Origin of the sequence: Anaeromyxobacter dehalogenans 2CP-1 (genome assembly GCF_000022145.1) — a bacterium.
In the GTDB taxonomy this organism is placed as follows: Bacteria; Myxococcota; Myxococcia; order Myxococcales; family Anaeromyxobacteraceae; genus Anaeromyxobacter; species Anaeromyxobacter dehalogenans.
This window is the reverse complement of record NC_011891.1, coordinates 4,880,563-4,901,387: the sequence shown is the minus strand read 5'-3', so window position 1 is coordinate 4,901,387 and position 20,825 is coordinate 4,880,563. Positions and strand designations below refer to the sequence as shown.

The following is a 20,825-nucleotide window of genomic DNA, read 5'->3' as shown; positions in this document are numbered from 1 at the left end:
TGCACCGTCCGTCGGTTCCACCGTCCGGCGAGTGCAACGGCTGGGCCACGCTCGCGAGGGGGCGAGGCGTCCGGCCGCGCCCCGGCGGCGGCTCCGGGTCGCATCGCCGGCCCGCCGCCGCCCGCGCCGCGCGCGGCCGCCGTAGAATGCGCCGCCCATGTCCCTCCCCGCCGTGATCGCGGCCGCCGGGATCCTGCTCGCCGCGACCCTCCTCCACTACGCGTTCTGGTCCTGGCGCCTGGCCGTGCCGCCGGTCGAGGACGAGCTGCTGTCCGTCCCCACCCGCGACGGCTGGACGCTCGGCCTGGGCCGCTGCCGGCCGCGGGTGGCGGCGCGGCTGCCCCCGGTGCTGCTCGTGCACGGCATCGCCATGAACCGGCAGGCGTTCGAGTTCGGCGTGGAGCGCTACGCGCTGGCCGCGCACCTGGCGCGCGCGGGGTTCGACTGCTTCTCGCTCGACCACCGCGGCCACGGCGCCTCCCGGCGCGGCCCGGGCGCGCCGCGCCGCTGGAACCTCGACACGTACCTGCGCGAGGACGTCCCCGCCGCGCTCGACGCCATCCGCGCCGTCACCGGCGCCGAGCAGGTGCTCTGGGTCGGCCACAGCCAGGGCGCGCTCATGGGGCTCGCCGCCTGCCAGCGCTACCCCGAGCGCGTCGCCGGGATCGTCGCGCTGGGGGCGCCGGCGCACTTCGACGTGCAGGAGCGGCTGAAGAAGCTCGTGCTGCTGCGCTTCACCGTGCTCGGCCGCTTCACCCGGGTGGCGGCGCGGATGCTCGCGCCGCTCTCGGGCCACTGGCACCCGGCCTGGGCCGACCTCGCCATCAACATGCGCAACGTGGAGCGGCCCGTGTACCGCCGGCTGCTCGCGAACGGGCTCGAGAACCTGGAGGCGGGGGTGCTGGAGCAGTTCGCGGCGTTCATCCGCGAGGACTCGTTCCGGTCGATGGACGGCGAGGTGGACTACCGCGCCGGCCTGGAGCGGTGCGCGCAGCCGGCGCTGTTCGTGGCCGCCGAGCGCGACGGGCTCGCGCCGCCGGCGGTGGTGCAGGCCGCCTACCGGCGCTGGGGCGGCCCGAAGCGCTACGTGGTGTTCGAGCGCGACTACGGGCACACCGACCTGCTGCTCGGGCGCGGCGCGCCGGAGCAGGTGTTCCCGGTGGTCCGCGAGTTCCTGCTCGCGCACTCCCGCCCGGCCGGCCTCGCCGCGGCGCTCGAGGAGCGCGGGTAGGGCAGCGCGAGGGCGCAGGCCACGTCGCGCGCCACCGGGCGCGCCCGCGGGGACCTCGCGCGGCAGCCCACGTTGTAACATCCCCTCCGTGCGCCTCCGCTTCGCCCTCGCCGCCGCGCTCCCCGCGCTCGTCTCGCTCGCCGCCATGGCGCTGCTCGCCGATCGGCTGGCGCGCCGCGCGCTCGAGGACGAGCTCTCGGCGCGCCTCACCGCGGCGGCGCAGGCGGCGGCCTCGGCCCTGCCGGCCGAGCGGGTGGCGCGGCTCGAGCCGGGCGAGGAGCGGACCCGGACCTACGGCCACGTGCGCGCGCGCCTCGACGTGCTCGCCCGCAGCACCGGCACGCGCCTGTACGTGATCCGGCCGGACCGCACCGCGCTGGCGGACTCCGACGGCCGCACCCGCATCGGCGAGCCGGTGGCGGCGCTGGAGCGCGACCGGCTGGAGATCGCGCAGGCGGCGGCGGGCCGGCCGGTGGCGAGCCAGGTGATGTTCGAGGGCTCGGACGGCCTGCTCTACAAGAGCGGCTACGCGCCGCTCCGCGACGCGTCGGACAAGGTGGTGGCGGTGGTGGGCGCCGACGGCACCGCCGCCTCGTTCGCCACCTTCCGCCGCTTCCGCCGGCTGCTCGCCACCCTGGCGGTGGCCGGCGCGGTGCTGGGGGCGCTGGTGGCCGCGGGCGCCTCGCTCTCGGTGACGCGGCCGCTCACCCGCCTCGCCGACGGCGCGCGGCGCATCGGGCGCGGCGACCTCGACACCCCGCTCTGGCCGCGGCGCCGCCGCGACGAGCTGGGCATGCTGCGCGACACGCTCGAGGAGATGCGCAAGGCGCTGCGCGCCCGCGACGAGGAGCGCGAGACGCTGCTCGCCGGGATCGCGCACGAGGTCCGGAACCCGCTCGGCGCGCTCGACCTGTTCGCCGGGATCCTCTCGGAGGAGCTGGAGGGCCGGCCCGAGGCGGCGCACGTGGCCCGCATCCGCTCCGAGCTGGCGGCGCTCTCGAAGGTGGTCGAGGAGTTCCTCGACTACGCCCGGACGCGCCCGCCGGTGCGCGAGGCGGTCGAGCTCGGGGCGCTGCTGGCGGAGGTGGCGGAGATCGCGGCGCCGCTCGCGGCGGCGCGGCAGGTGTCGCTCGGCGTGAAGGGCTCGGGCGAGGCGCGGGCCGACCGCGAGCAGCTCCGGCGCGCGCTCGTGAACCTGGTGCGGAACGCGGTCGAGGCGTCGCCGGCCGCGACCGAGGTGGAGCTGTCGGTGCGCGCGGTGGGCGGCGAGGCGGTGTTCGAGGTGCGGGATCGCGGCGCGGGGCTGGGGCCGCAGGCGCGGGCCAGCCTGTTCCGGCCGTTCTTCACCACCAAGGAGAAGGGCACCGGGCTCGGCCTCGCGCTCGCGAAGAAGGTCGCGGACGCGCACGGCGGCGCGCTCGCGCTCGCCGACCGCGAGGGCGGCGGCACGGTGGCGCGGCTGGCCGTCCCGCTGGCGCCGCCGGAGCCGCCCGAGCCGCGCTAGCGGCCGACGACCGTGGTGCCGGCGCGCAGGCGGAGCAGCACCACGTTGCCGGCCGCGTCCACGCGCGCGTCCACCAGCGCCTTGCGGCCGGTCTCGCGCATGGCCGCCTCGACCTCGGCGCGCCGCGCCTCGGGGATGTAGAAGCGCTGCGCCGCGGGGATGCGGCACCCGTCGCCGGCGCGCTCGGCGCGGATGGCGAGCCGGTCCGGCTCCGGCGGCGGGCGCTCGCCCAGGCACGCCTCGCCCACCCAGGCCGGCGCGCCCCGGCGGATCACCAGCCAGGCGCCGTCGCCCGGGCCCTGCCACGCGCCGGCGTCGCGCTCGGCGCGCCAGGCGAGCGCGACGTAGTAGCCGGACAGCGGGTCGAGCGGATCGACCGGCATGCTCTCCAGCACCACGTCCTCGCCGGCGAGCCGGGCCCGCGCCTGGCGGAACGGGATGGCCGCGAGGATGGCGAGCTGGACGGCGAGGACCAGGGCGAGGCGGCCCCAGCCCGGCGAGCGGTCACGCAGCATGGGTCACCTCCGCGGCGCGGGCGCGCCGGCGCTCGAACGCGATGCCGCCGAGCAGCACCGCCGCGCCGCAGGCGATGAAGCCGGCGCCCTTCAGCCAGAGGCCGGTGTCGATGGAGATGAAGCGGACGAGCGTGAGCGCGCCCGCGACCGCCATCCCCTCCCAGAACGGCGCGCGGCGCAGGCCGGAGAGCCCGCGCACGATGCGCCCCGCCGCGAGGAACGCGATGGCCAGGTTCGCGACGAGCGCGGTGCCGGTGCCGGTCTCGAGCGACAGGCCGGCGGCGAGCGCGACGACGGTCGCGCCCACCAGCATCGCCTCGCCGCGCGCGAGCGGGTCCACCTCCGGGCGGCGGAGCCCGATGGCGAGCGCCGCGACCGCGAACGCGGCGGCGGGCGCGGCGGCCGCCAGGATGAGTCCGGGCACCGCGCCGCGGAAGCGCAGCTCGTGGGCGAGCTCGGTGAAGGAGAGCACCGCGGCGGCGGCGTAGAACAGCAGCCGCCCGGTGACCCGCAGCGCCCCCGAGAGCCGCGCGCCGGTGTCGGAGCGCGAGGCGAGCGGGGCGGCGGCGAGCGGGGTCGCGCAGAGCGCGGCCGCCAGGCACAGCACCACCAGCACCCAGCCGCGGTCCAGGCGCGCGCCGAACAGCCCGGCCCCGGAGACGACCGCGAGCCCGAGCGCCGCCACCACCGCGAGCGCGCGCGACCGCTCGCGCCAGGCCAGCGCCACCAGCGCGGGCGAGAGCACCCAGACGGCGGCGAGGCCGGGCCCGGGGTGATCGTGGGCGAGGCCGGGCCCCGCCACCCACAGCGCGAGGATCGCGCCGAGCAGCAGGTGCGGCAGGCTGGGGTAGGCGACGCCTGCGGCGAGCGCGCCCGCCGCGAACGCGGCGAACCCGCCCCACCACACGCCGCTCACGTGGAAGATCTGCGCCACCAGCCCCACGTTCGCGCCGAAGATCACGGTGCCGAGCAGGGTGAGCGCGTGCCCGAGCCGCGGCGCGCGGCCGCGCCACAGCGCCACGCCGCCGGCGTGGCTCGCCACCATGGCCGCGCCGATGACCGCGAGCTGGAGCGCCGGGCCCATCTCCTCCCAGTGCCAGGCCACCAGCGACACCACGCCCGCGCCCACCAGCAGCGCGCCCAGCGCGTACACCGGCAGGAGGCCCGGCCCGGACGCCGGCTCGGCCTCGGCCAGCCGGTAGCGCGACCAGAGCGCCGCGGCCGCGTCGGGCGAGACCAGCCCGTCCTGCTGCCAGCGCGGGAGCTCCCGGCGAAGCTCCTCGCGGAACCGGCGCGATGCGTGCTCCATGACCCCTCCTTCCGGAGGAGCCTACCAGAGGCGGCGGAGCCCAGGGCGGGGGAGGGGGACGGGTCCGCGCGGCGTTCGGCCGCGCCCGCGAGTCAGGGGTCCGCAGCTCCGCTCCGAGGGGCGGGGCGCAGCCCGTGACGTCCTCCCTCAGCCGCGGGCGTGACCCACGGTGAGCGCGTCGAGCGCGGCGAGGATGAACGGGTCCTCGGGGGACGCGGCCAGCGCGGCCTGCAGCCACTCCACCGCGGACGCGTCGTGCCCCTCGGCGCTCTCGGCGCGGGCCAGGTCCACGAACGCCTGGGCCCGGCGGCCGCGCAGCGGGCGGTAGCCGGCGCCGTCGGCGGGGCGGTCGCGGGTGGCGCGTCCACCCCCGGTGGAGATCGCCTCCGCCAGCACCGCCGACCAGCGCCGGTCGGTGGCGCGCGGCGCGCCGGTCTGCACCCAGCCGTGCAGCATGAGCCCCTGCAGCGCGCGGCGGAGCTCGACCGCGCGGACCGCGTGGCGGCCGAACAGCTCGCGCGCCGCCAGCGCGTCGCGGGCGGCCCGCAGCACCACCCGCTCGTCGCGCGTGAACACCGGGCACGGGTCGGGCGGCGTGCCGAGCCGCAGCCGCGCGCTCGGACGGAGCGGCGGCGGGCGGCGGCCGAGCCGCGGGTTCGCGTCGAGCAGCGTCCGGACCTGGCGCGCGCGCTCCTCGCCGCCCGAGCGCGCGAACGCGAAGCCCATCCGCCACGGCGGCGCGGCGGTGTTCCAGGCGACGGTGGCGGTGGCGGCCACGTGGCCGGCGCCGGAGGGGAGCTGCAGCGTCAGGTAGGCGGCGGTGCCGAGCCGGAGCGGCACCGGCGACACCACGCGGCAGCCGCCGGCGGCGAAGTCCTCGGCGATGACGTCCCAGCGGCCGTCGCTCGCGGCGAGCACGGCGGGCGCGCTCACCGCCAGGCGCGGGTCCCGACGATGGTCTGCCTGCGGGAACCCTCGCATCCGGCTGGACACCTCTCCACGACGCACGCTGCACCCACCCGCCCCCACCCGCTGCCCCACGACCACCCGACGACCCATCCGACCAGCCACACCCCTCATGCCACGCCGCGCGGTGGCATCGCAACTTCGTGGACGCAGGGGGCGCCGGCGCGCGCGCCCGCCCCGATCCTCCCCGGTCGCTTCCGCCCCGCTTGACAGTGGGTGAATCGCGTGAGCACCGCTCGCCGGTCGGGCGCCGGCGGCCGCGGCGGTCACAGGTACGGCGAGAGCAGCCGCGCCACGCCGTCGCGCAGCTTCACCGGCAGCGGGCGCCGGTCCACGTCGGCGAGCGTGAGCGGCCGCGCCGCCGCGAGCCGTTCCTCCACCAGCCGGTCCACCCGCGCCGCCAGCTCGGGGTCCCAGGCCTCCACGTCCAGCTCGAAGTTGAGGCGCAGGCTGCGCGGATCCCAGTTCGCCGAGCCGACGAGCGACCACGCCCCGTCCACCACCATGGCCTTGGTGTGGTCGAACGGCGGCGGCGAGCACCACACCCGGCAGCCGCGGTCCAGCACCTGCCAGAGCTGCGCGGCCTGCGCCCACTGCACCAGCGGCAGGTTCCCGCGCTCCGGCAGCACCACGTCCACCTCGACCCCGCGCATGGCCGCCACGTTGAGCGCCGTGATGAGCGGCGGGTCGGGCAGGAAGTAGGGCGTGACGACGCGCACCCGCCGGCGCGCCACCGAGAGCGCGCCGAGCAGCAGCCAGCGGATGGCCTCGAAGTCCTCGTCCGGCCCGTCGGCCACGCCGCGCGCCAGCACCGGCCCGGCGGCGGCGAGCGGCGGGAAGAACGCGTTGCCCTCCAGCGGCTCGCCCGTCGTGAACAGCCAGTCCTCGGCGAACGCCGACTGGAGGTGCGACACCACCGGGCCCTCGATGCGCACCTGCAGGTCCATGAACGGCGGCGGGCCGCCGGGCCGGGGCAGGAACCCGTCGCGCACGTTCATCCCGCCGGTGAAGCCGAGCCGGCCGTCCACCACCAGGATCTTGCGGTGGTTGCGCAGGTTCACGAACGGCAGCCAGGCCGGGGTGAGGCGCGGCAGGAACAGCTCGGTGCGCACGCCCAGGCGGCGCAGGCGCTGGTGGATGGGCGGCCAGCCGTAGCGGACGCCGATGGCGTCCACGAGCACGCGCACCTTCACGCCGCGCGCGTGCGCGCGGGCCAGCGCGTCGGCGAACGCGTCGCCGGCCAGCCCCGCGTCGAAGATGTACGTGCAGAACGTGACCGAGCGCCGGGCCGCGTCGATGGCCTCGAGCATGGCCGGGTAGGCGACGCCGCCGCCCGGCAGCAACGTGAAGGCGTTCCCGGCGACGAGCGGGCGGCGCACCACCGCGTCGGCGAGCGCCACCAGCGGCGCGAGGTGCGCGGCGCCGGACGGGAGCTGCGGGGGCGGCGGCCGGTCCTCGTCGCGGCTCCGCACGCCGGGCAGGCCGATGGCCTGCGCCCGGCGGCGGATGCGGTTCACGCCGAACAGCAGGTACGCGAGCGCGCCGGCGATGGGCGCGAGCCAGATGAGCCCCACCCACCCCAGCGCCGCGCGGACGTCGCGCTTGTGCAGCACGGCGTGGCCGGTCGCGACCAGCGACAGGCCCGTCGCGACGACCAGCACGGCGGCGCTCCACGCGTCCCGGAACACCGGATCAGTGAAGCATCGAACGGACGGGCCGTCGAGGTGCGGGATGGCGTGCCGGCCGCCCGGCCCGGCCCGGAGCTACCCCGCCGCGCTGGCCGCGGCGACGCGCGGCCCGTCGCCGGCCACGCGCCCGAGCAGCGCCTGGAGCTCGTCGCCGGCCAGCGTCTCGCGGGCGAGCAGCTCGGCCGCGCCCAGGTCGAGCAGCGCCCGGTTGTCGGTGAGTATGGCGCTGGCGCGCTGGAAGGCGCCCTCCACCAGCTCGCGCACCGCCACGTCGATCTCGCGGGCGGTCGCCTCGGAGTAGAGGCGGCGGGTCCCGAGCTCGCCCAGGTAGCCGTTCGGCTCGGTCTCGTACGTCACCGGCCCGAGCGCCTCGCCCATGCCGTAGCGGGTGACCATGCTGCGCGCGATCTCGGTGGCCTTGGAGAGGTCGTCGGAGGCGCCGGTGGAGAGGTGGTCGAACACGAGGCGCTCGGCGGCGCGGCCGCCCAGCAGCACCGCCATCTTGCTCTGCAGCTCCTCGCGCGTCATGAGGTAGCGGTCCTCGGTGGGCCGCTGGATCGTGTAGCCGAGCGCGCCGATGCCGCGCGGGATGATCGAGATCTTGTGCACCGGGTCGGTGCCGGCGAGGCCGGCCGCCACCAGCGCGTGGCCCATCTCGTGGTGCGCCACCACCTCGCGCTCGCGCGGGTTGAGCAGCCGGTTCTTCTTCTCGAGGCCGGCCACGATCCGCTCGACGGCGACGTTGAAGTCCTCCATCGAGATCTTGTCGGCCTGGCGCCGGGTGGCCACCAGCGCGGCCTCGTTCACCAGGTTCGCGAGGTCGGCGCCGGTGAAGCCCGGGGTGAGCGCCGCCACCTCCTCCAGCTTCACGCCGTCGTCGAGCACCACCCGCTGCGTGTGGACCTTCAGGATCGCGAGGCGGCCCACCCGGTCCGGCCGGTCCACCAGCATCTGCCGGTCGAAGCGGCCGGCGCGGAGCAGCGCCGGGTCGAGGATCTCGGGCCGGTTGGTGGCGGCGAGCAGCACGATGCCGGCGGAGGGGTCGAAGCCGTCCAGCTCCACCAGCAGCTGGTTCAGCGTCTGCTCCTTCTCGTCGTGGCCGCCGCTCATGCCCGGCATGCTGGCGCGGGCGCGCCCGAGCGCGTCCAGCTCGTCGATGAAGATGATGGCCGGCGCCTTGGCGCGGGCCTGCTCGAACAGGTCGCGCACGCGGGCGGCGCCCACGCCCACGAACATCTCCACGAACTCCGAGCCGGAGATGGAGAAGAACGGCACGCTCGCCTCGCCCGCCACCGCCTTCGCGAGCAGCGTCTTGCCGGTGCCCGGGGGGCCCACCAGCAGCACGCCCTTCGGCATGCGCGCGCCGAGCCGGCCGTAGGACTTCGGGTCCTTGAGGAAGGTGACGATCTCCTTCAGCTCCTCCTTGGCCTCGTCCACCCCGGCCACGTCGGCGAACGTCGTCTTCGTGTCGGTCTCGACGTAGACCTTCGCCTTCGACTTGCCGATCGACATGAGCCCACCGCCCGGCCCGCCCGCGCCGAGCTGCTTCGCCATGCGCCGGCTGAGCAGCAGCCACACGCCGAAGAACAGCGCGATGGGCACCACCCAGGACAGGAGCATCGCCACGAAGTCGCTGTCGTAGCGGCCGGCGTAGGTGACGCCGTGCTGGTCCAGCTCCTTCGCCATGTCCGAGTCCACGCGGATCGCGACGAAGCGCGTCTTGCCGTTGAGCGGCTCCTTCAGCTCGCCCGCCACCTGGTCCTGCGAGACGGTGACCTTCGCCACCTTGTCCTCGCGGACGAGCTGCTGGAACTGGCTGTAGGGGAGGGTGGCGACCGCCTGCGAGCGGGCCCACCAGTCCTGCACCATGAGGACGCCGAGCGCGGCGAGGAAGATGTAGGCGACGTTGAAGCCGGCGGTCTTCTTGTTCATTGGGATCACCCGGGCGGCCTGCCGGCCGCCATTCCCTGATCCGTAACCACCGCCCACCCGCTGACAAATGCGAAATGTCGCAGCATCCACGCCAAAAAACGAGCGGCCGGCGCCCGCCCGCCCGCGCCCGCCCTGCGTCCGGGGGATGCGGCGCGGTCGCGCGGGCGGGGATCCGGATTAGACTGCCCCCGCGATGGCAAGGATCCTGGTGGCCGACGATCACGACGCGCTTCGGGAGGGCATGGTCATCACGCTCGCCCGCCTCGGCCACGACGTCCTGGCGGTGCGCGGCGGCGCCGAGGCGATCGCCGCCTACCGCAAGCGCGCCGCGGACGTGGTGGTCACCGACCTGCGAATGGTGCCGGTGGACGGCATCGAGGTGGTCCGCCGCCTCCGCGCCGAGGACCCCGACGCGACGGTGGTGGTGATCTCCGCCCACGGCACCATCGCCACCGCGGTGGACGCGATGCGCGAGGGCGCCATCGACTTCCTGGAGAAGCCGTTCAGCACCGAGGCGCTGCGCGCCCGGGTGGAGAAGGCGATCGAGATCGCCCGCGAGCGGCGCGGCGCGCAGACCGCGCGGGCCCGCGCCGAGGTGCTCGACCAGGACCGCGTGCGCGAGCGCGAGCCGCACGGGCTGGTGGGCAGCTCAGAGCCCATGCGGCGGGTGCACGACCAGATCCGCAAGGTGGCGCCCACCGACGCGACCGTGCTGGTGCTGGGCGAGTCCGGCACCGGCAAGGAGCTGGTGGCGCGCGCCATCCACGACGCCAGCCTGCGGCGCGAGAAGCCGTTCGTGTCCATCTCCTGCGCGGCCATCCCGGAGGGCCTGCTCGAGTCCGAGCTGTTCGGCCACGAGCGCGGCGCGTTCACCGGCGCCATCCGACGAAAGCTCGGGCGCTTCGAGCTGGCGCACGAGGGCACGCTGTTCCTCGACGAGGTGGGCGAGATCCCGCCGTCGGTGCAGGTGAAGCTCCTGCGCGTGCTGCAGGAGCGCTGCTTCGAGCGCGTCGGCGGCGAGGAGACGGTGGAGACCGACGTGCGGGTGATCTCCGCCACCAACCGCGACCTCACGCGCATGGTGGCGGAGGGGCGCTTCCGCGAGGACCTCTACTACCGGCTGAACGTGGTGCCCATCCAGCTCCCGCCGCTCCGCGAGCGGCCCGGGGACGTGGACGAGCTGGCGCACGCGTTCCTCGCCCGGCTGGCGCCGCGCATCGGGCGGCGCGTCACCTCGTTCGCGCCCGAGGCCCTCGAGCTGCTGCGCCGCCACCCGTGGCCCGGCAACGTGCGCGAGCTGGAGAACGTGGTGGAGCAGGCGCTGGTGTTCGCCGACGGCGACGCGGTGCGGCCGCAGGACCTGCCCGAGGGGATCCGGCACGCGCCCGCGCCGACCGGGCTGCCGGTGCCGAGCGGCGACCGGAGCCTCACCGACATCCTCGAGGACCTGGAGCAGCAGCTCATCCTCGCCGCCTACGAGAAGGCGAAGGGCGTGAAGGCGGAGACGGCGCGGCTGCTCGGCATCAAGCCGTCGGCGCTCTACTACAAGCTCGAGAAGTACGGGATCGTGAAGCAGGGCGAGCGCGGCGAGGAGGGGGCGTGACGGCCGGGCTCGTCTGGGCGCTCGCGGCCGCGCTCGCGCTCCTCGCGGGCGCCCCGCTCGACTGTCCCCCCGGCACCGAGCCGCGCGGCGCGGCGCCGCCGGAGGGGTTCGAGGCGTGGTGCGCCGGCAAGGACGCCGCCGGCAACGACCGCCGCGAGGGGCCGGCGCGCACCTGGTACGACGACGGCGCGCCCTGGACCGAGGGCGCCTACCGCGAGGGCGAGCGCGACGGCCCGTTCGTCGAGTACCACCGCAACGGTCGGCGGGCCCGCGAGGGCGCCTGGGCGCACGGCGCGAAGCACGGCCGCTGGACGATCTGGTACGAGTCCGGCCAGGTGGAGGAGACCTCGGGGTGGCGCGCCGGGGTGCAGGACGGCGCGTTCGCGTCGTTCTGGCCGGGCGGGGCGCGGAGGGCGGCGGGGCGCCACTGCGGCGGGGCGCAGTGCGGGCGCTGGACCAGCTACGACGAGGCGGGCCGCGAGCTCGGCGCGGTGGACTACGGCGAGCAGACGCACACCCCGTGACCGGCGCGCGTGCCGGAGGGCTCGGTTTTCCGAGGGTTCCCGCCCGGAAATGCGTCCCTTCCGCGGCCCCGACGGTCGCAAGCCCGCGTAAGGACGCGTCCCGTGCGCGGCACGGCAGTTGCTCCATGTGACGGGCGCACCATGCTCGCGGAACTGACGCTCGTCATCACGCTCGGCACCGCCACGCCCGCCCTGGAGGCGCGCGCCGAGCTGGACGCGATCGCGACCCGGATCGAGCAGCTCAAGATGCGCCACCTGGCGGGCGAGGACGTCGGCCGCGAGCTCGGCCGCCTGCTGGTCCGCGCGCAGGAGCTCGCGGACGCGATCGACCGGCAGGAGGGGCGCGCCGCGCTCCCGCCCGCCGCGGCGCCGGCCGGCGAGCTGCGCGAGCGCGCCGACGCGCTGCACGACGAGGCGGACCGCGTGGTCCTCGCGCTGCGCTCGCTGGACCTGCGCATCGGTGAGGTGCGCCGCGCGCTCGCCCAGCCCGCGCACGGCCCCGCCCAGCAGCGCGCGGTGGTGGCCCGCGGCGCGTCGGTGTCGCGCGCGCCGGCCCAGCCCTCGACGTTCGCCGAGGACCACGCCCGGCTGCGCGCCCTCGAGGTGCAGCGCCTGCGGCTCGTGGATCACCTCGCCCGCATCCGCGCCGAGGCCGCCGCGCTCGAGGCCGAGGCGGCCGCTGCCGAGAGGTAGCGGAGCCCTTCGACCCCGGCCGTGCCTCTGGCGCGGCCTACGCTCAGGGTGACCCTTCGACTCCGGCGACCCTTCGGGTCGCCTACGCTCAGGGTGAGCGGATGAAGGATCGCTCATCCCGAGCGTAGCGCCGCGCAGCGGCGCGGAGTCGAGGGACGCGCAGGCCGCGCGGAGTCGAGGGACGCGCAGGCCCGCGCGGAGTTCAGGGAGCAGTCGAGGGAACCAGCTAGCTCGTCCGTCCAGCCGCCCGCCGCGCCGCGGCCTCGGACTCGAGGTAGGCGTCGAAGCCGGCGGAGGGGACCGGGAGCGCGAGCCAGGTCGCGACGAGGACGCCGCCGCCGAGCTGGATCGACTGCTCCACGCCCGGGGTGAGCGAGATCTTGCCGCGGGCGGTCACCGCGCGCGAGGGGACCGACAGCTCGTAGTCGAGCGCGATGTCGCCGGTGGGATCGCGGTCCGCCTCGACGCGGAACGACAGCCGGATCTCGCCGGGGTGGGCGGGATCGTGCAGCACCAGCTCGGCGGCCTTCCCGCGCGGCGCGATCAGGCGCGGGCGCGCCACCACCTCGCCCTGGGCGCCGGTGAGCTCGAGCGCCACGAGCTGCCCCGCGGCGCCGATCTCGCGCTCGGCCTTGAGCTGCTCGACCGCCTGGTGCGTGCGAACGGCTACCTCGGCGGAGGCACCGCCGAAGAGGAAGGCGCCCGCAAGGAGGAGGGCGAGCCGGGCGAGCTTGTTCGCGCGATCAGGCATGGAGGGCGCGTTGTGCAACGGATGTGCCCTCGACGGGGGACAGGGAATTCAACGCCTTGCCGGCTGTTGGTGTCTGGAGCGACACAGCCGATACCGGCTTTCTGCGGACTTCCGCTCGGAAATCCGACGGGTCCCCTGTGGCGCGCCCGGCCGGCCGTCACCGCGCCCGCCACACCCCGCCTGCCTCCTCCGCGCGGGAGGCCCCCCGCAGCTTCTCCAGCACCGCGAGGCAGCTCCGCGCCGCGACCGGGTGGAGCGGCGCGGGCGTGTCCGCGTACGCCCGCGCGGTGATCTCGGCGAGCGTCCCGCCCGCCGCGAGCGCCGCCACCACCAGCGCCTCGCGCTCCCGCCGGTGGCCCCGGTACGCGGCGAGCTTCCCCACCGCGTCCGGCGCGGGCGGCCCGTGCGCCGGGTAGATCGTGCGCGGCCCGAGCGCCTCCACCCGCGCGAGCTGCCGCTCGTACTCGGCCATGTCGCCCTCGGGCGGGTCGATCACGATGGTGGAGAGCGTGCTCACCAGGTCGCCGCACACGAGCGCCCCGCTCCGCTCGTCGAGGAAGGCGAGGTGCTCGCGCGCGTGGCCGGGCGTCTCCAGCACCCGGAAGCGGCCGCCGTCGCCGATCCGGTCGCCCTCGCCGAGCGGCTCCACCGGCGCGCCGGCGCGGCCCGCCGCGAGCGGGTGCGCCCGCACCGGCAGCCCGTACCGCGCCGAGAGCGCCGCCACCGCGCCGACGTGATCCGGGTGCGCGTGGGTGAGCCAGATCTCGCGCGGCGGGAGCCGCTCGGCGGCGAGCGCGTCGAGCAGCCCGAACAGCACCGCCTGCTCGGCGGGATCCGGCGCGCCGGGGTCCACCACCGCGAGGCCGCCCTCCGCCGGGAGCAGCCACGCGTTGGTGTGCGTGGCGGGCGGCAACGTGGGCGTGCGCAGCGCGGCGAGGAAGAAGCCCTGCTGGAACTCGATGCGGCGGCAGATGGGTCCGTCGCGGTGCGGCGGGTCGCGCAGGGCGGCGAGGTCGATCGGCCCGGGGCGGTCGAGCACGCGCAGCGCGTGCAGGTTGGGCGGGTGGAGCAGCATCTGGCCGCGGCCCCAGGCGCCGAGCGCGTCGGCGGCCGGGACCATGGCGCCGTCGGCGAGCTCGCCCGGCCAGACCACCGGCGCCTCGCCGGGCGGGAGCGGCAGCAGGAACAGCCGGGCGTCGTAGCGGAGCGGCAGGTGCTCGGGCGTCACCCAGCGGCCGGCCGGCGTGAACGCCGCCGCCTCGAGCCCGAGCCCGTGCGCGGCGAGGAAGTCGCCGAACGCGAGCGTCCCGTCGAGGAGCGCGCGCCGGGCCGCCTCGCGCGCCGCCGCCGGCACCCGCTCGCGCCCGCGGGCGGCGAGCACGCCGGTCTCCTCGAACAGCTCGCGCGCGGCGCAGGCGACTAGGCGCGCGTCCTCGCCCTGCGCGCCCTCCACCGGCACGCGCGCGTCCTCCGGGTCGAGCCGGCCGCCCGGGAACGCGTGCCAGCCGCCCGCGAAGCGGAGGTCGCGCCCGCGCCGGACCAGGAACGCCTCGCGCCCGCGCGGCCCGTCGCGGTGGAGCACCACCGCCGTCGCCAGCACCGGCTCGGGCGGCGGCGGCGGCGGGGGCAGCCCGGGGAACGTCATCGACATCGCCGGCCCTCCGGCCGCGCGGGGCGCGGCGCGATCAGATCCGGACCAGCTCGCGCTGGATCTTCGCGAACACCTTGGGGCCCTCGGGGGCGAGGAACACGTCGATCTCGCAGCGGACGCCCAGCCCCTCGTCCGGCAGGTAGACGCCCGGCTCGATGGAGAACGCCAGGCCCGGGATGAGCGTCCGGGTGTCGTGCGTCTCGAGGTCGTCGAGGTTGACGCCGTCGCCGTGGACGTTCGTGCCGATGGAGTGGCCGGTGCGGTGCACGAAGCGCTCGCCGTAGCCCTTCGACCAGATGAAGTCGCGCACCGCGCGATCGACCTCCCAGCCCTGCAGCGTGCGCCCGTCGCGGAACGCCTGCTCCACCGTGGCGAGGCCCACGTCGCGCGCGCCGGAGACCACGTCGAAGACCTCCTGCACCTTCGGCGGCGGCTTCTCCCCGCAGTAGCCGACCCAGGTGATGTCCGCGTAGACGTCGCGCGGACCCTTGCCGCGGGCCCACAGGTCGATGAGCACGAGGTCGCCGCGCTCGACCGGCGTGGGGGTGGCCTCGGAGGGCACGTAGTGCGGGTCGCCCGCGTGGCCGTTCACCGCCACGATGGGCGGGTGGTCGGTCTCGAGGTCCGCGGCGGCGAAGCGCTCCATCAGGAACCGCTGCACGTCGGTCTCGAGGATCCGCTCGCCCTTCCGCTGCGCGGCGCCGATCCGCTGGAACGCCTCGTCCTTGGCCGCGTCGATGGCCGCGAGCGCCCGCCGGTGGCTCTCCACCTGCGCGTCGTCCCAGCGGCACAGGAAGCGCTGCACCAGCTCGGCGGAGCTCACCACCTCGACGCCGTAGCCGCGCACCAGCTCGAGCGTGCCGCCGTCCACCCGCGACAGGGTCGGGATGGCGCCCTCCGGGCAGTACTCCATGGCGATGCGCGCCCGCGGCCCCAGCCCGCCCAGCAGCGCGCTCAGCTCGCCGCGGAGCGACTGCCATGACGAGTAGCCGCGCCGCGCCCCGGGCACGTGGCGCGGGAAGGAGCCGAGCTCGATCTGGTGCACGAGCGCCACCGGCTCGCCGGCGCGCGGCACGAGGTAGAACCAGCGCCGGGTGAGCATGTGGCCGGCGAGGTCGAGGGCGCTCACCGCGGTCGGGTTCTGGCCGTGGAAGTCGTAGAGCAGCCAGCCGTCGAGCTTCGACTCGGCCAGCGCGCGCTGCAGGGCGGGGATGTCCATGCGGTTCTCCTGCGAGGGGGACGCCGCCGGGGCGGCGGGCCGGATGGGGCCGGCGGCGCTACACCGGGACGCGGTAGCGCTGGGTGGGCCCGCGATCGGACGGGTGGGTGATCTCGTGCAGGCGGATGGAGTTCGTCTGGCCGGGCAGGCCGAGCGGCGAGCCGTGCACCAGCACCACCCGGTCGCCCGGCTTCACCAGCTTCTCCTCGAGGAGCCGGTCGGAGACGATCTCGGCCATGAGGTCGGCGTTCTTCACCGGCTCCATCACCTTCGGCAGCACGCCCCAGTACAGCGCCAGGCGCCGGCGGATGGACTGGTCCGGCGAGAACGCGACGATCGGCACCCGCGGGCGGAAGTGCGCGAGCAGCCGCGCGGTCTCGCCGCGCAGCGTGAAGCAGCAGATCGCGACCGCCCCGGCGGCCTCGGCGGCCTCGCAGGCGGCCGACGCGGTCACCAGGTTGAACGGCGCCGGGCGCGCCGGCGGCGGGACGCGCGCGTGGAGCGCGGCCGGCGAGCCCGCCTCCGCCTCGCGCACGATGCGGTCCATCATCTGCACCGCCGCGAGCGGGAAGCGGCCGCTGGCGGTCTCGCCGGAGAGCATCACCGCGTCGGCACCGTCCCAGATCCCGTTCGCCACGTCGGACGCCTCGGCGCGGGTGGGGCGCGGGTGCTCCATCATCGAGTTCAGCATCTGGGTGGCGATGATGACCGGCTTGCCGGAGGCGTTCGCCTTCGAGCAGATCTCCTTCTGCAGCAGCGGCACGCGCTCCGGCAGGATCTCCACGCCGAGATCGCCGCGGGCCACCATCACCCCGTCGGCGGCGGCGATGATGGCGTCGAGGTTGTCGATGGCCTCGGGCTTCTCGATCTTCGCGATGATGGGCACCACCCGGCCGGCGCGCTCCATCTCCTCGCGGCAGAGGCCGATGTCCTGGGGCGTGCGCACGAACGACAGCGCGACGTAGTCCACGCCGTGGGAGATGCCGAACGCCACGTCGGCCCGGTCCTTCTCGGACATGGCCTCGGTGCGGAGCGCCACGCCGGGCAGGTTGATCCCCTTGTGCTCGCCGAGCCAGCCGCCCTCCACCACCTCGGCCCGCACGCGCACGCCGTCGGTGGCGAGCACCCGGAACTCGAGCAGGCCGTCGTCCACCAGCAGGCGGTCGCCGGCGCGCACGTCCTCGGCGAGGTGCGGGTAGGTGGTGGAGACGAGGTGCGCGTCGCCCGCCAGCTCGCCCTCGGTGGTGATGACGATCTCCTGCCCGGCCTCCACCTGCACGCCCGCCTTCCCGGCCTTCAGCGGGCCGGTGCGGATCTTCGGGCCCTGCAGGTCCTGCAGCACGGCCACGGCCTTGCCGAGGTGGCGCGAGGCGGCGCGGATCTTGTCGAGCATCCGCGCGTGGTCCTCGTGCCGGCCGTGGGAGAAGTTCAGGCGGGCGACGTCCACCCCCTGCTCGAGGAGCCTGGCGAGCACGTCCGGCTCGCCGGACGCGGGTCCGAGGGTGGCGACGATCTTGGCGCGGCGCATGGAAGGAGTGTTTTAACGCCAGGCCGCGAACTGCGTCCACGATCCCGCTTGCCCGGCGCAGGTGCCGCGCCGGTGCCACGACTGGACGTGCACCACGTTCCAGGGCTCGGCCCGGAGCCCGACGTACACCTGGGCCCTCCGCCCGGCCGCCAGCGTCACCACGGGTATGGACTGCGTCACGCGCAGCATGTCGGCGTCGTACACCATGCCGCACTTCGCCGGCTCGGACTCGGTCCAGTTCGGGCGCACCTCGAAGAAGGGGATGTCCTCGGTGCCGACGTACGGGCCGAGCAGCGCGGGCACGCCGGGCATGCCGTCCGCGAGCGTGTAGGCGGACTCGCCGACGAGGAACTCGTAGCTCCGCGCCGTGTCCCCGCTCGCGATCCGGAGCGCGGGGATGGTGAGCGGCTCGCGCACGGGGCCGGCGCCGTGCGGATCGACGTTCAGCTCCACCGTCACGGTCAGCCCGGCCAGGCGCGGGGGGAAGGCCAGGTCGGGCAGCGCGGCCGGATCGAAGCTGAACGTGACCGAGTCGAGCGTGCGCGTGCCGCTCGCGTCGTCCACCACCGCCTGGTCGACCCGGAGCGTGGTGGGCGACGGCAGGCTGGCCGGGCCGGTCACCACGATGAACCCGGCGCCGGAGCGCGCGTCCACCAGCGAGGCGCCGTCCGGGCCCTCCGCGCGGATCCGGAACGGCGTGGTCTCGACGTCGCGGGTGGCGCAGCCGGCGAGCGCCGCGAGCGCGAGCGCCGCCGCGAGGGCGGCCCGCCGCCGGGACCCGCGCTCGCATCCGCTAGAGCGCATAGCCCACCCGCAGCCTCCACTGGCCCATGCCCGAGCGGTGCGGCCGGGCGAGGACGTAGCCCTCGGCGCCGACCACGAAGCGCCCGAGCACCCGCTCCACCCCGAGCCCGATCTCCTCCTCGCGCTGCCACGCGTCCGCGCCCTCGACGCTGCGGCTCAGCGTCCGGACCCCGAGCCGCGCGTAGGGGCTGAGCAGGTCGAAGGTGGCGCCGAGCAGGATCTCGCCCCGGACCGTGGTGAACGACACCAGCTCGGCCGGCTTGGAGATGAACACCTGCCCGCCGGTGACCTGGACCGTGAGGCGCAGGTCCTCCTCGGCGATGGGCGAGAAGCGCAGGCCGCCCTGCAGCTCCCGCTGGCCGCCGAACCCCTTCTCGTACAGCGGCATGGCGTCGATGCGGAGCACGAGGTCGAGCGCCGCGCCGAGGCCCACGCCGATGCCGATGCCGCTCCGCAGCCAGCCCACGTCGCCGGAGACCATGGCGCGGGCGCGCGGCAGCGGCCCGAGCGCGAGCGATCGCAGCGGCTCGTCGGGCTCGAAGTCGTCGTCCTTCGCCGCGGCTGGGGCGGCGAGCGCGGCGCACGGCAGCGCGAGCAGCAGGGCGATGACGGTGAGCGGGCGCACGTCCGCCCGAAGGTTGGCACACTCGGCGGGCCGGCGAAGCGGGCGTCCGCCCTCCCTGTGGGGTTCCGGCCGGGACCGCCTGATCCGGGTCGCTGCTGCGGCGCGGACCAGGCCGGCCCGGCCGCCTGGCGCGGGACGCTCCCGCGAGGTAGCGTCCGCGGTCCGCATGAAGCTGCCGCAGGCGTTCTACGCGCGCGACACGCGCACCGTGGCGAGGGCGCTGCTGGGGAAGGTGCTCGTGCACCTCGATGGCGGCGTGCGTCGCGCCGCGCGCATCGTGGAGACCGAGGCGTACCACGGGCCCGACGACCGGGCGTCGCACGCCCGGGCCGGCCCCACGCCGCGCGCCGCCATCATGTTCGGGCCGCCCGGCCGCGCGTACGTGTACCTGATCTACGGAACGTCCCACTGCATGAACGTGGTGACCGGGCCGGAGGGGTTCCCGTCGGCGGTGCTGCTCCGCGCGGCCGAGCCGATCGACGGGTGCCTGCACTCTACCCGCGGGCCCGGGAACCTGTGCCGCGCGCTCGCCATCCGGCGCGAGCACGACAACGGCCGAGACCTCGCCGGCGACGACCTGTTCGTCGAGGACGCGCCGCCGCCGAGCGAGGCGGTGGTGACCGGCCCGCGCGTGAACGTGGGCTACGCCGGCGCCTGGGCGGCGCGCCCCTGGCGCTTCGCGCTGCGCGGCAGCCCGTGGGTGAGCCGGCCGCCGCCCGGCGCCGCCGCGGCGCGCGCGGCTAGGGCGCCCGCTGCTCCGGCCCCGCGTCCGCGGCGCCCGCGCGGAAGCGGCCCTTGAGCAGGCGGCCGTCGCGCGCGTCCAGCACCACCCGCGCGAAGTCGCGGGGCCCCGCCACGTCCACGTGCCAGCGCGCGGCGGGCTCGTCGAGGAACGCGTGCTTCACCGTGTCCACCTGGAGCCTGCGCTCGCGCGCCACGCGGAACGCGGCGTCGATCGCCTGGTCGCGGCCCAGGTAGCCCGGGCGCTGCGCGGGCGGCGCCGCCTGGGGTGCGGGCGGGGTTGCCGTCGGGGGCGCAGCCTGCGGTGCGCGCGGCGGCGTCGGCTGCGGCGCGGGCTCGGCCTGCGAGGGCGCGGGCGGCGGCGGCGGCGGAGGGGGCGAGGCCTCGGGCGGCGCCTCGCCCTCCGGCGCGGGGGGCGGAGCGTTCTCCGGCGGCTGGCTGTACGTGACGCACCCCGCGAGGAACAGGAGTGCGGCGGCGGCGAGTGCTCTCATCGGCGCGAACTTATGCTATCTCGCCGCCGTGCTCCACCTCGCCGGCCAGGACAGCCGAACGCTGGCGCGCCGTGCCGGCATCTCGCTCGAGGACGCGCGCCGCATCACCGGCGCGGTCATCGGGCGCGGCGCCCCGCTCCGCGACGCGCGCAACGTCCGCCGCTCGGTGCTGGACGAGGTGGACGCGCTCGCCACGCCGGGCGAGCTGCGCCTCCTCGAGGCGGTGGACGCGCGCGACGGCTTCCGAAAGTACCTCTTCGAGCTGCCCGACGGCCTGCGCGTCGAGACCGTGCGCATCCCGCTGTTCGACACGCACCACGTGGTGTGCCTGTCCTCGCAGGCGGGCTGCGCGCTCGGCTGCGCGTTCTGCGCCACCGCGAAGCTCGGCCTGGACCGCTCGCTCCGCTCCTGGGAGATGGTCGCGCAGCTCCTCGCGGTGCGGGCCGACTCGGAGCGGCCCATCACCGGGGTGGTGTTCATGGGGCAGGGCGAGCCGTTCCTGAACTACGACGAGGTGCTGACCGCCGCCTACGCGCTCTGCGATCCGGCCGGCGCGCGCATCGACGCGAGGCGCATCTCCATCTCCACCGCCGGCGTGGTCCCGATGATCCGCCGCTACACCGCCGAGGGGCACAAGTTCCGCCTGTGCATCTCGCTCAACGCCGCCATGCCCTGGAAGCGGCGCGCGCTCATGCCGGTGGAGCAGGGCTTCCCGCTCGACGAGCTGGTCGAGGCGATCCGCGAGCACGCGGCGCTGCGCGGCCGGGTGACGCTCGAGTACGTCATGATCTCGGGCGTGAACGTGGGCGAGGAGGACGCGGCGGCGCTGGGCCAGCTGCTCGCCGGGATCCCGGTGCGCCTCAACCCCATCGCCGTGAACGACGCCTCGGGCCGCTATTGCCCGCCGGACGAGGACGAGTGGAACGCGTTCCGCGACGCGCTCGCCCGCGAGCTGCCCGGCACGCCCGTCGTGCGCCGCTACTCCGGCGGCCAGGACGAGCACGCCGCCTGCGGGATGCTGGCCTCGCGGCGGCGCGGCGACTGATC

General features: G+C 76.2%; 19 protein-coding genes. 7 read left to right on the top strand and 12 right to left on the bottom strand.

Annotation, left to right across the window (positions count from 1 at the left end):
* Window positions 1-157 precede the first annotated feature (157 nt).
* Window positions 158-1,231 carry an alpha/beta fold hydrolase gene (locus A2CP1_RS22155; RefSeq protein ID WP_015935406.1) on the top strand — a complete coding sequence of 358 codons (1,074 nt, stop codon included), beginning with the start codon at window positions 158-160 and terminating at the stop codon, window positions 1,229-1,231.
* Between the two features lie 88 nt (window positions 1,232-1,319).
* Window positions 1,320-2,735 carry a sensor histidine kinase gene (locus A2CP1_RS22150; protein ID WP_015935405.1) on the top strand — a complete coding sequence of 472 codons (1,416 nt, stop codon included), beginning with the start codon at window positions 1,320-1,322 and terminating at the stop codon, window positions 2,733-2,735.
* Here A2CP1_RS22150 and A2CP1_RS22145 read toward each other — a convergent pair.
* The 5 genes from A2CP1_RS22145 to ftsH form a co-directional block, all read right to left on the bottom strand.
* Entirely contained in the window at window positions 2,732-3,250 is a 519-nt protein-coding gene (locus A2CP1_RS22145) for a GDYXXLXY domain-containing protein (RefSeq protein WP_015935404.1), read from the bottom strand. The two genes, A2CP1_RS22150 and A2CP1_RS22145, sit on opposite strands and share 4 nt — an antisense overlap.
* On the bottom strand, window positions 3,240-4,559 hold the full coding sequence (locus tag A2CP1_RS22140; protein WP_015935403.1) for a DUF2157 domain-containing protein: 1,320 nt from the start codon (window positions 4,557-4,559) through the stop codon (window positions 3,240-3,242). The genes A2CP1_RS22145 and A2CP1_RS22140 overlap by 11 nt, the downstream gene beginning before the upstream one ends.
* 147 nt (window positions 4,560-4,706) lie before the next feature.
* Window positions 4,707-5,540: a PilZ domain-containing protein gene (locus A2CP1_RS22135; RefSeq protein WP_012528328.1), complete on the bottom strand. Its 834-nt coding sequence runs from the start codon at window positions 5,538-5,540 to the stop codon at window positions 4,707-4,709.
* A gap of 251 nt (window positions 5,541-5,791) precedes the next feature.
* The gene (locus A2CP1_RS22130; RefSeq protein WP_015935402.1) at window positions 5,792-7,186 is read right to left on the bottom strand and encodes a phospholipase D-like domain-containing protein; all 1,395 of its coding nucleotides are present in this window, start codon (window positions 7,184-7,186) and stop codon (window positions 5,792-5,794) included.
* Between the two features lie 102 nt (window positions 7,187-7,288).
* Window positions 7,289-9,145, bottom strand: a complete 1,857-nt coding sequence (gene ftsH, locus A2CP1_RS22125; protein ID WP_015935401.1) for an ATP-dependent zinc metalloprotease FtsH — start codon at window positions 9,143-9,145, stop codon at window positions 7,289-7,291.
* A 193-nt stretch (window positions 9,146-9,338) separates the two neighbouring features.
* Between ftsH and A2CP1_RS22120 the strand changes: the two genes are divergently transcribed.
* From A2CP1_RS22120 to A2CP1_RS22110, 3 genes are all read left to right on the top strand, one after another.
* A complete protein-coding gene (locus tag A2CP1_RS22120) occupies window positions 9,339-10,748 on the top strand; it encodes a sigma-54-dependent transcriptional regulator (RefSeq protein WP_012528325.1) in 1,410 nt (469 codons plus the stop codon).
* Window positions 10,745-11,272: a toxin-antitoxin system YwqK family antitoxin gene (locus A2CP1_RS22115; RefSeq protein WP_015935400.1), complete on the top strand. Its 528-nt coding sequence runs from the start codon at window positions 10,745-10,747 to the stop codon at window positions 11,270-11,272. The genes A2CP1_RS22120 and A2CP1_RS22115 overlap by 4 nt, the downstream gene beginning before the upstream one ends.
* A 141-nt stretch (window positions 11,273-11,413) precedes the next feature.
* The gene (locus A2CP1_RS22110; RefSeq protein ID WP_015935399.1) at window positions 11,414-11,965 is read left to right on the top strand and encodes a hypothetical protein; all 552 of its coding nucleotides are present in this window, start codon (window positions 11,414-11,416) and stop codon (window positions 11,963-11,965) included.
* Between the two features lie 226 nt (window positions 11,966-12,191).
* On the opposite strand, the gene A2CP1_RS22105 is transcribed toward A2CP1_RS22110, so the two are convergent.
* From A2CP1_RS22105 to A2CP1_RS22080, 6 genes are all read right to left on the bottom strand, one after another.
* On the bottom strand, window positions 12,192-12,716 hold the full coding sequence (locus A2CP1_RS22105) for a hypothetical protein (protein ID WP_245529906.1): 525 nt from the start codon (window positions 12,714-12,716) through the stop codon (window positions 12,192-12,194).
* A 157-nt stretch (window positions 12,717-12,873) separates the two neighbouring features.
* A complete protein-coding gene (locus A2CP1_RS22100) occupies window positions 12,874-14,367 on the bottom strand; it encodes an MBL fold metallo-hydrolase (protein WP_015935397.1) in 1,494 nt (497 codons plus the stop codon).
* Window positions 14,368-14,401: 34 nt separating this feature from the next.
* Window positions 14,402-15,586 carry a M24 family metallopeptidase gene (locus A2CP1_RS22095; RefSeq protein WP_015935396.1) on the bottom strand — a complete coding sequence of 395 codons (1,185 nt, stop codon included), beginning with the start codon at window positions 15,584-15,586 and terminating at the stop codon, window positions 14,402-14,404.
* A gap of 58 nt (window positions 15,587-15,644) precedes the next feature.
* A complete protein-coding gene (pyk, locus tag A2CP1_RS22090) occupies window positions 15,645-17,114 on the bottom strand; it encodes a pyruvate kinase (RefSeq protein WP_015935395.1) in 1,470 nt (489 codons plus the stop codon).
* Window positions 17,115-17,126: 12 nt separating this feature from the next.
* Window positions 17,127-17,918 (bottom strand): hypothetical protein, encoded by a 792-nt coding sequence (locus A2CP1_RS22085; protein WP_015935394.1) that lies wholly within the window; start codon window positions 17,916-17,918, stop codon window positions 17,127-17,129.
* Window positions 17,908-18,543, bottom strand: a complete 636-nt coding sequence (locus A2CP1_RS22080) for a hypothetical protein (RefSeq protein WP_015935393.1) — start codon at window positions 18,541-18,543, stop codon at window positions 17,908-17,910. The genes A2CP1_RS22085 and A2CP1_RS22080 overlap by 11 nt, the downstream gene beginning before the upstream one ends.
* A gap of 166 nt (window positions 18,544-18,709) precedes the next feature.
* Here A2CP1_RS22080 and A2CP1_RS22075 point away from each other — a divergent pair, with 166 nt between their 5' ends.
* Window positions 18,710-19,342, top strand: coding sequence for a DNA-3-methyladenine glycosylase (locus A2CP1_RS22075; protein ID WP_015935392.1), 633 nt, complete (start codon window positions 18,710-18,712; stop codon window positions 19,340-19,342).
* Here A2CP1_RS22075 and A2CP1_RS22070 read toward each other — a convergent pair.
* On the bottom strand, window positions 19,284-19,778 hold the full coding sequence (locus A2CP1_RS22070) for a hypothetical protein (RefSeq protein WP_015935391.1): 495 nt from the start codon (window positions 19,776-19,778) through the stop codon (window positions 19,284-19,286). The two genes, A2CP1_RS22075 and A2CP1_RS22070, sit on opposite strands and share 59 nt — an antisense overlap.
* 28 nt (window positions 19,779-19,806) lie before the next feature.
* Here A2CP1_RS22070 and A2CP1_RS22065 point away from each other — a divergent pair, with 28 nt between their 5' ends.
* Complete coding sequence (locus tag A2CP1_RS22065) at window positions 19,807-20,823, top strand: radical SAM protein (protein WP_015935390.1); 1,017 nt, start codon at window positions 19,807-19,809, stop codon at window positions 20,821-20,823.
* Window positions 20,824-20,825 lie beyond the last annotated feature (2 nt).

Excerpts from the sequence above, each read along its gene's own strand:
- A2CP1_RS22155 (WP_015935406.1), top strand. The coding sequence starts at position 158 with ATGTCCCTCCCCGCCGTGATCGCGGCCGCCGGGATCCTGCTCGCCGCG.
- A2CP1_RS22145 (WP_015935404.1), bottom strand. The coding sequence starts at position 3,250 with ATGCTGCGTGACCGCTCGCCGGGCTGGGGCCGCCTCGCCCTGGTCCTC.
- A2CP1_RS22140 (WP_015935403.1), bottom strand. The coding sequence starts at position 4,559 with ATGGAGCACGCATCGCGCCGGTTCCGCGAGGAGCTTCGCCGGGAGCTC.
- A2CP1_RS22135 (WP_012528328.1), bottom strand. The coding sequence starts at position 5,540 with ATGCGAGGGTTCCCGCAGGCAGACCATCGTCGGGACCCGCGCCTGGCG.
- ftsH (WP_015935401.1), bottom strand. The coding sequence starts at position 9,145 with ATGAACAAGAAGACCGCCGGCTTCAACGTCGCCTACATCTTCCTCGCC.
- A2CP1_RS22120 (WP_012528325.1), top strand. The coding sequence starts at position 9,339 with ATGGCAAGGATCCTGGTGGCCGACGATCACGACGCGCTTCGGGAGGGC.
- A2CP1_RS22110 (WP_015935399.1), top strand. The coding sequence starts at position 11,414 with ATGCTCGCGGAACTGACGCTCGTCATCACGCTCGGCACCGCCACGCCC.
- A2CP1_RS22105 (WP_245529906.1), bottom strand. The coding sequence starts at position 12,716 with ATGCCTGATCGCGCGAACAAGCTCGCCCGGCTCGCCCTCCTCCTTGCG.
- A2CP1_RS22100 (WP_015935397.1), bottom strand. The coding sequence starts at position 14,367 with ATGTCGATGACGTTCCCCGGGCTGCCCCCGCCGCCGCCGCCGCCCGAG.
- A2CP1_RS22095 (WP_015935396.1), bottom strand. The coding sequence starts at position 15,586 with ATGGACATCCCCGCCCTGCAGCGCGCGCTGGCCGAGTCGAAGCTCGAC.
- pyk (WP_015935395.1), bottom strand. The coding sequence starts at position 17,114 with ATGCGCCGCGCCAAGATCGTCGCCACCCTCGGACCCGCGTCCGGCGAG.
- A2CP1_RS22085 (WP_015935394.1), bottom strand. The coding sequence starts at position 17,918 with ATGCGCTCTAGCGGATGCGAGCGCGGGTCCCGGCGGCGGGCCGCCCTC.
- A2CP1_RS22075 (WP_015935392.1), top strand. The coding sequence starts at position 18,710 with ATGAAGCTGCCGCAGGCGTTCTACGCGCGCGACACGCGCACCGTGGCG.
- A2CP1_RS22070 (WP_015935391.1), bottom strand. The coding sequence starts at position 19,778 with ATGAGAGCACTCGCCGCCGCCGCACTCCTGTTCCTCGCGGGGTGCGTC.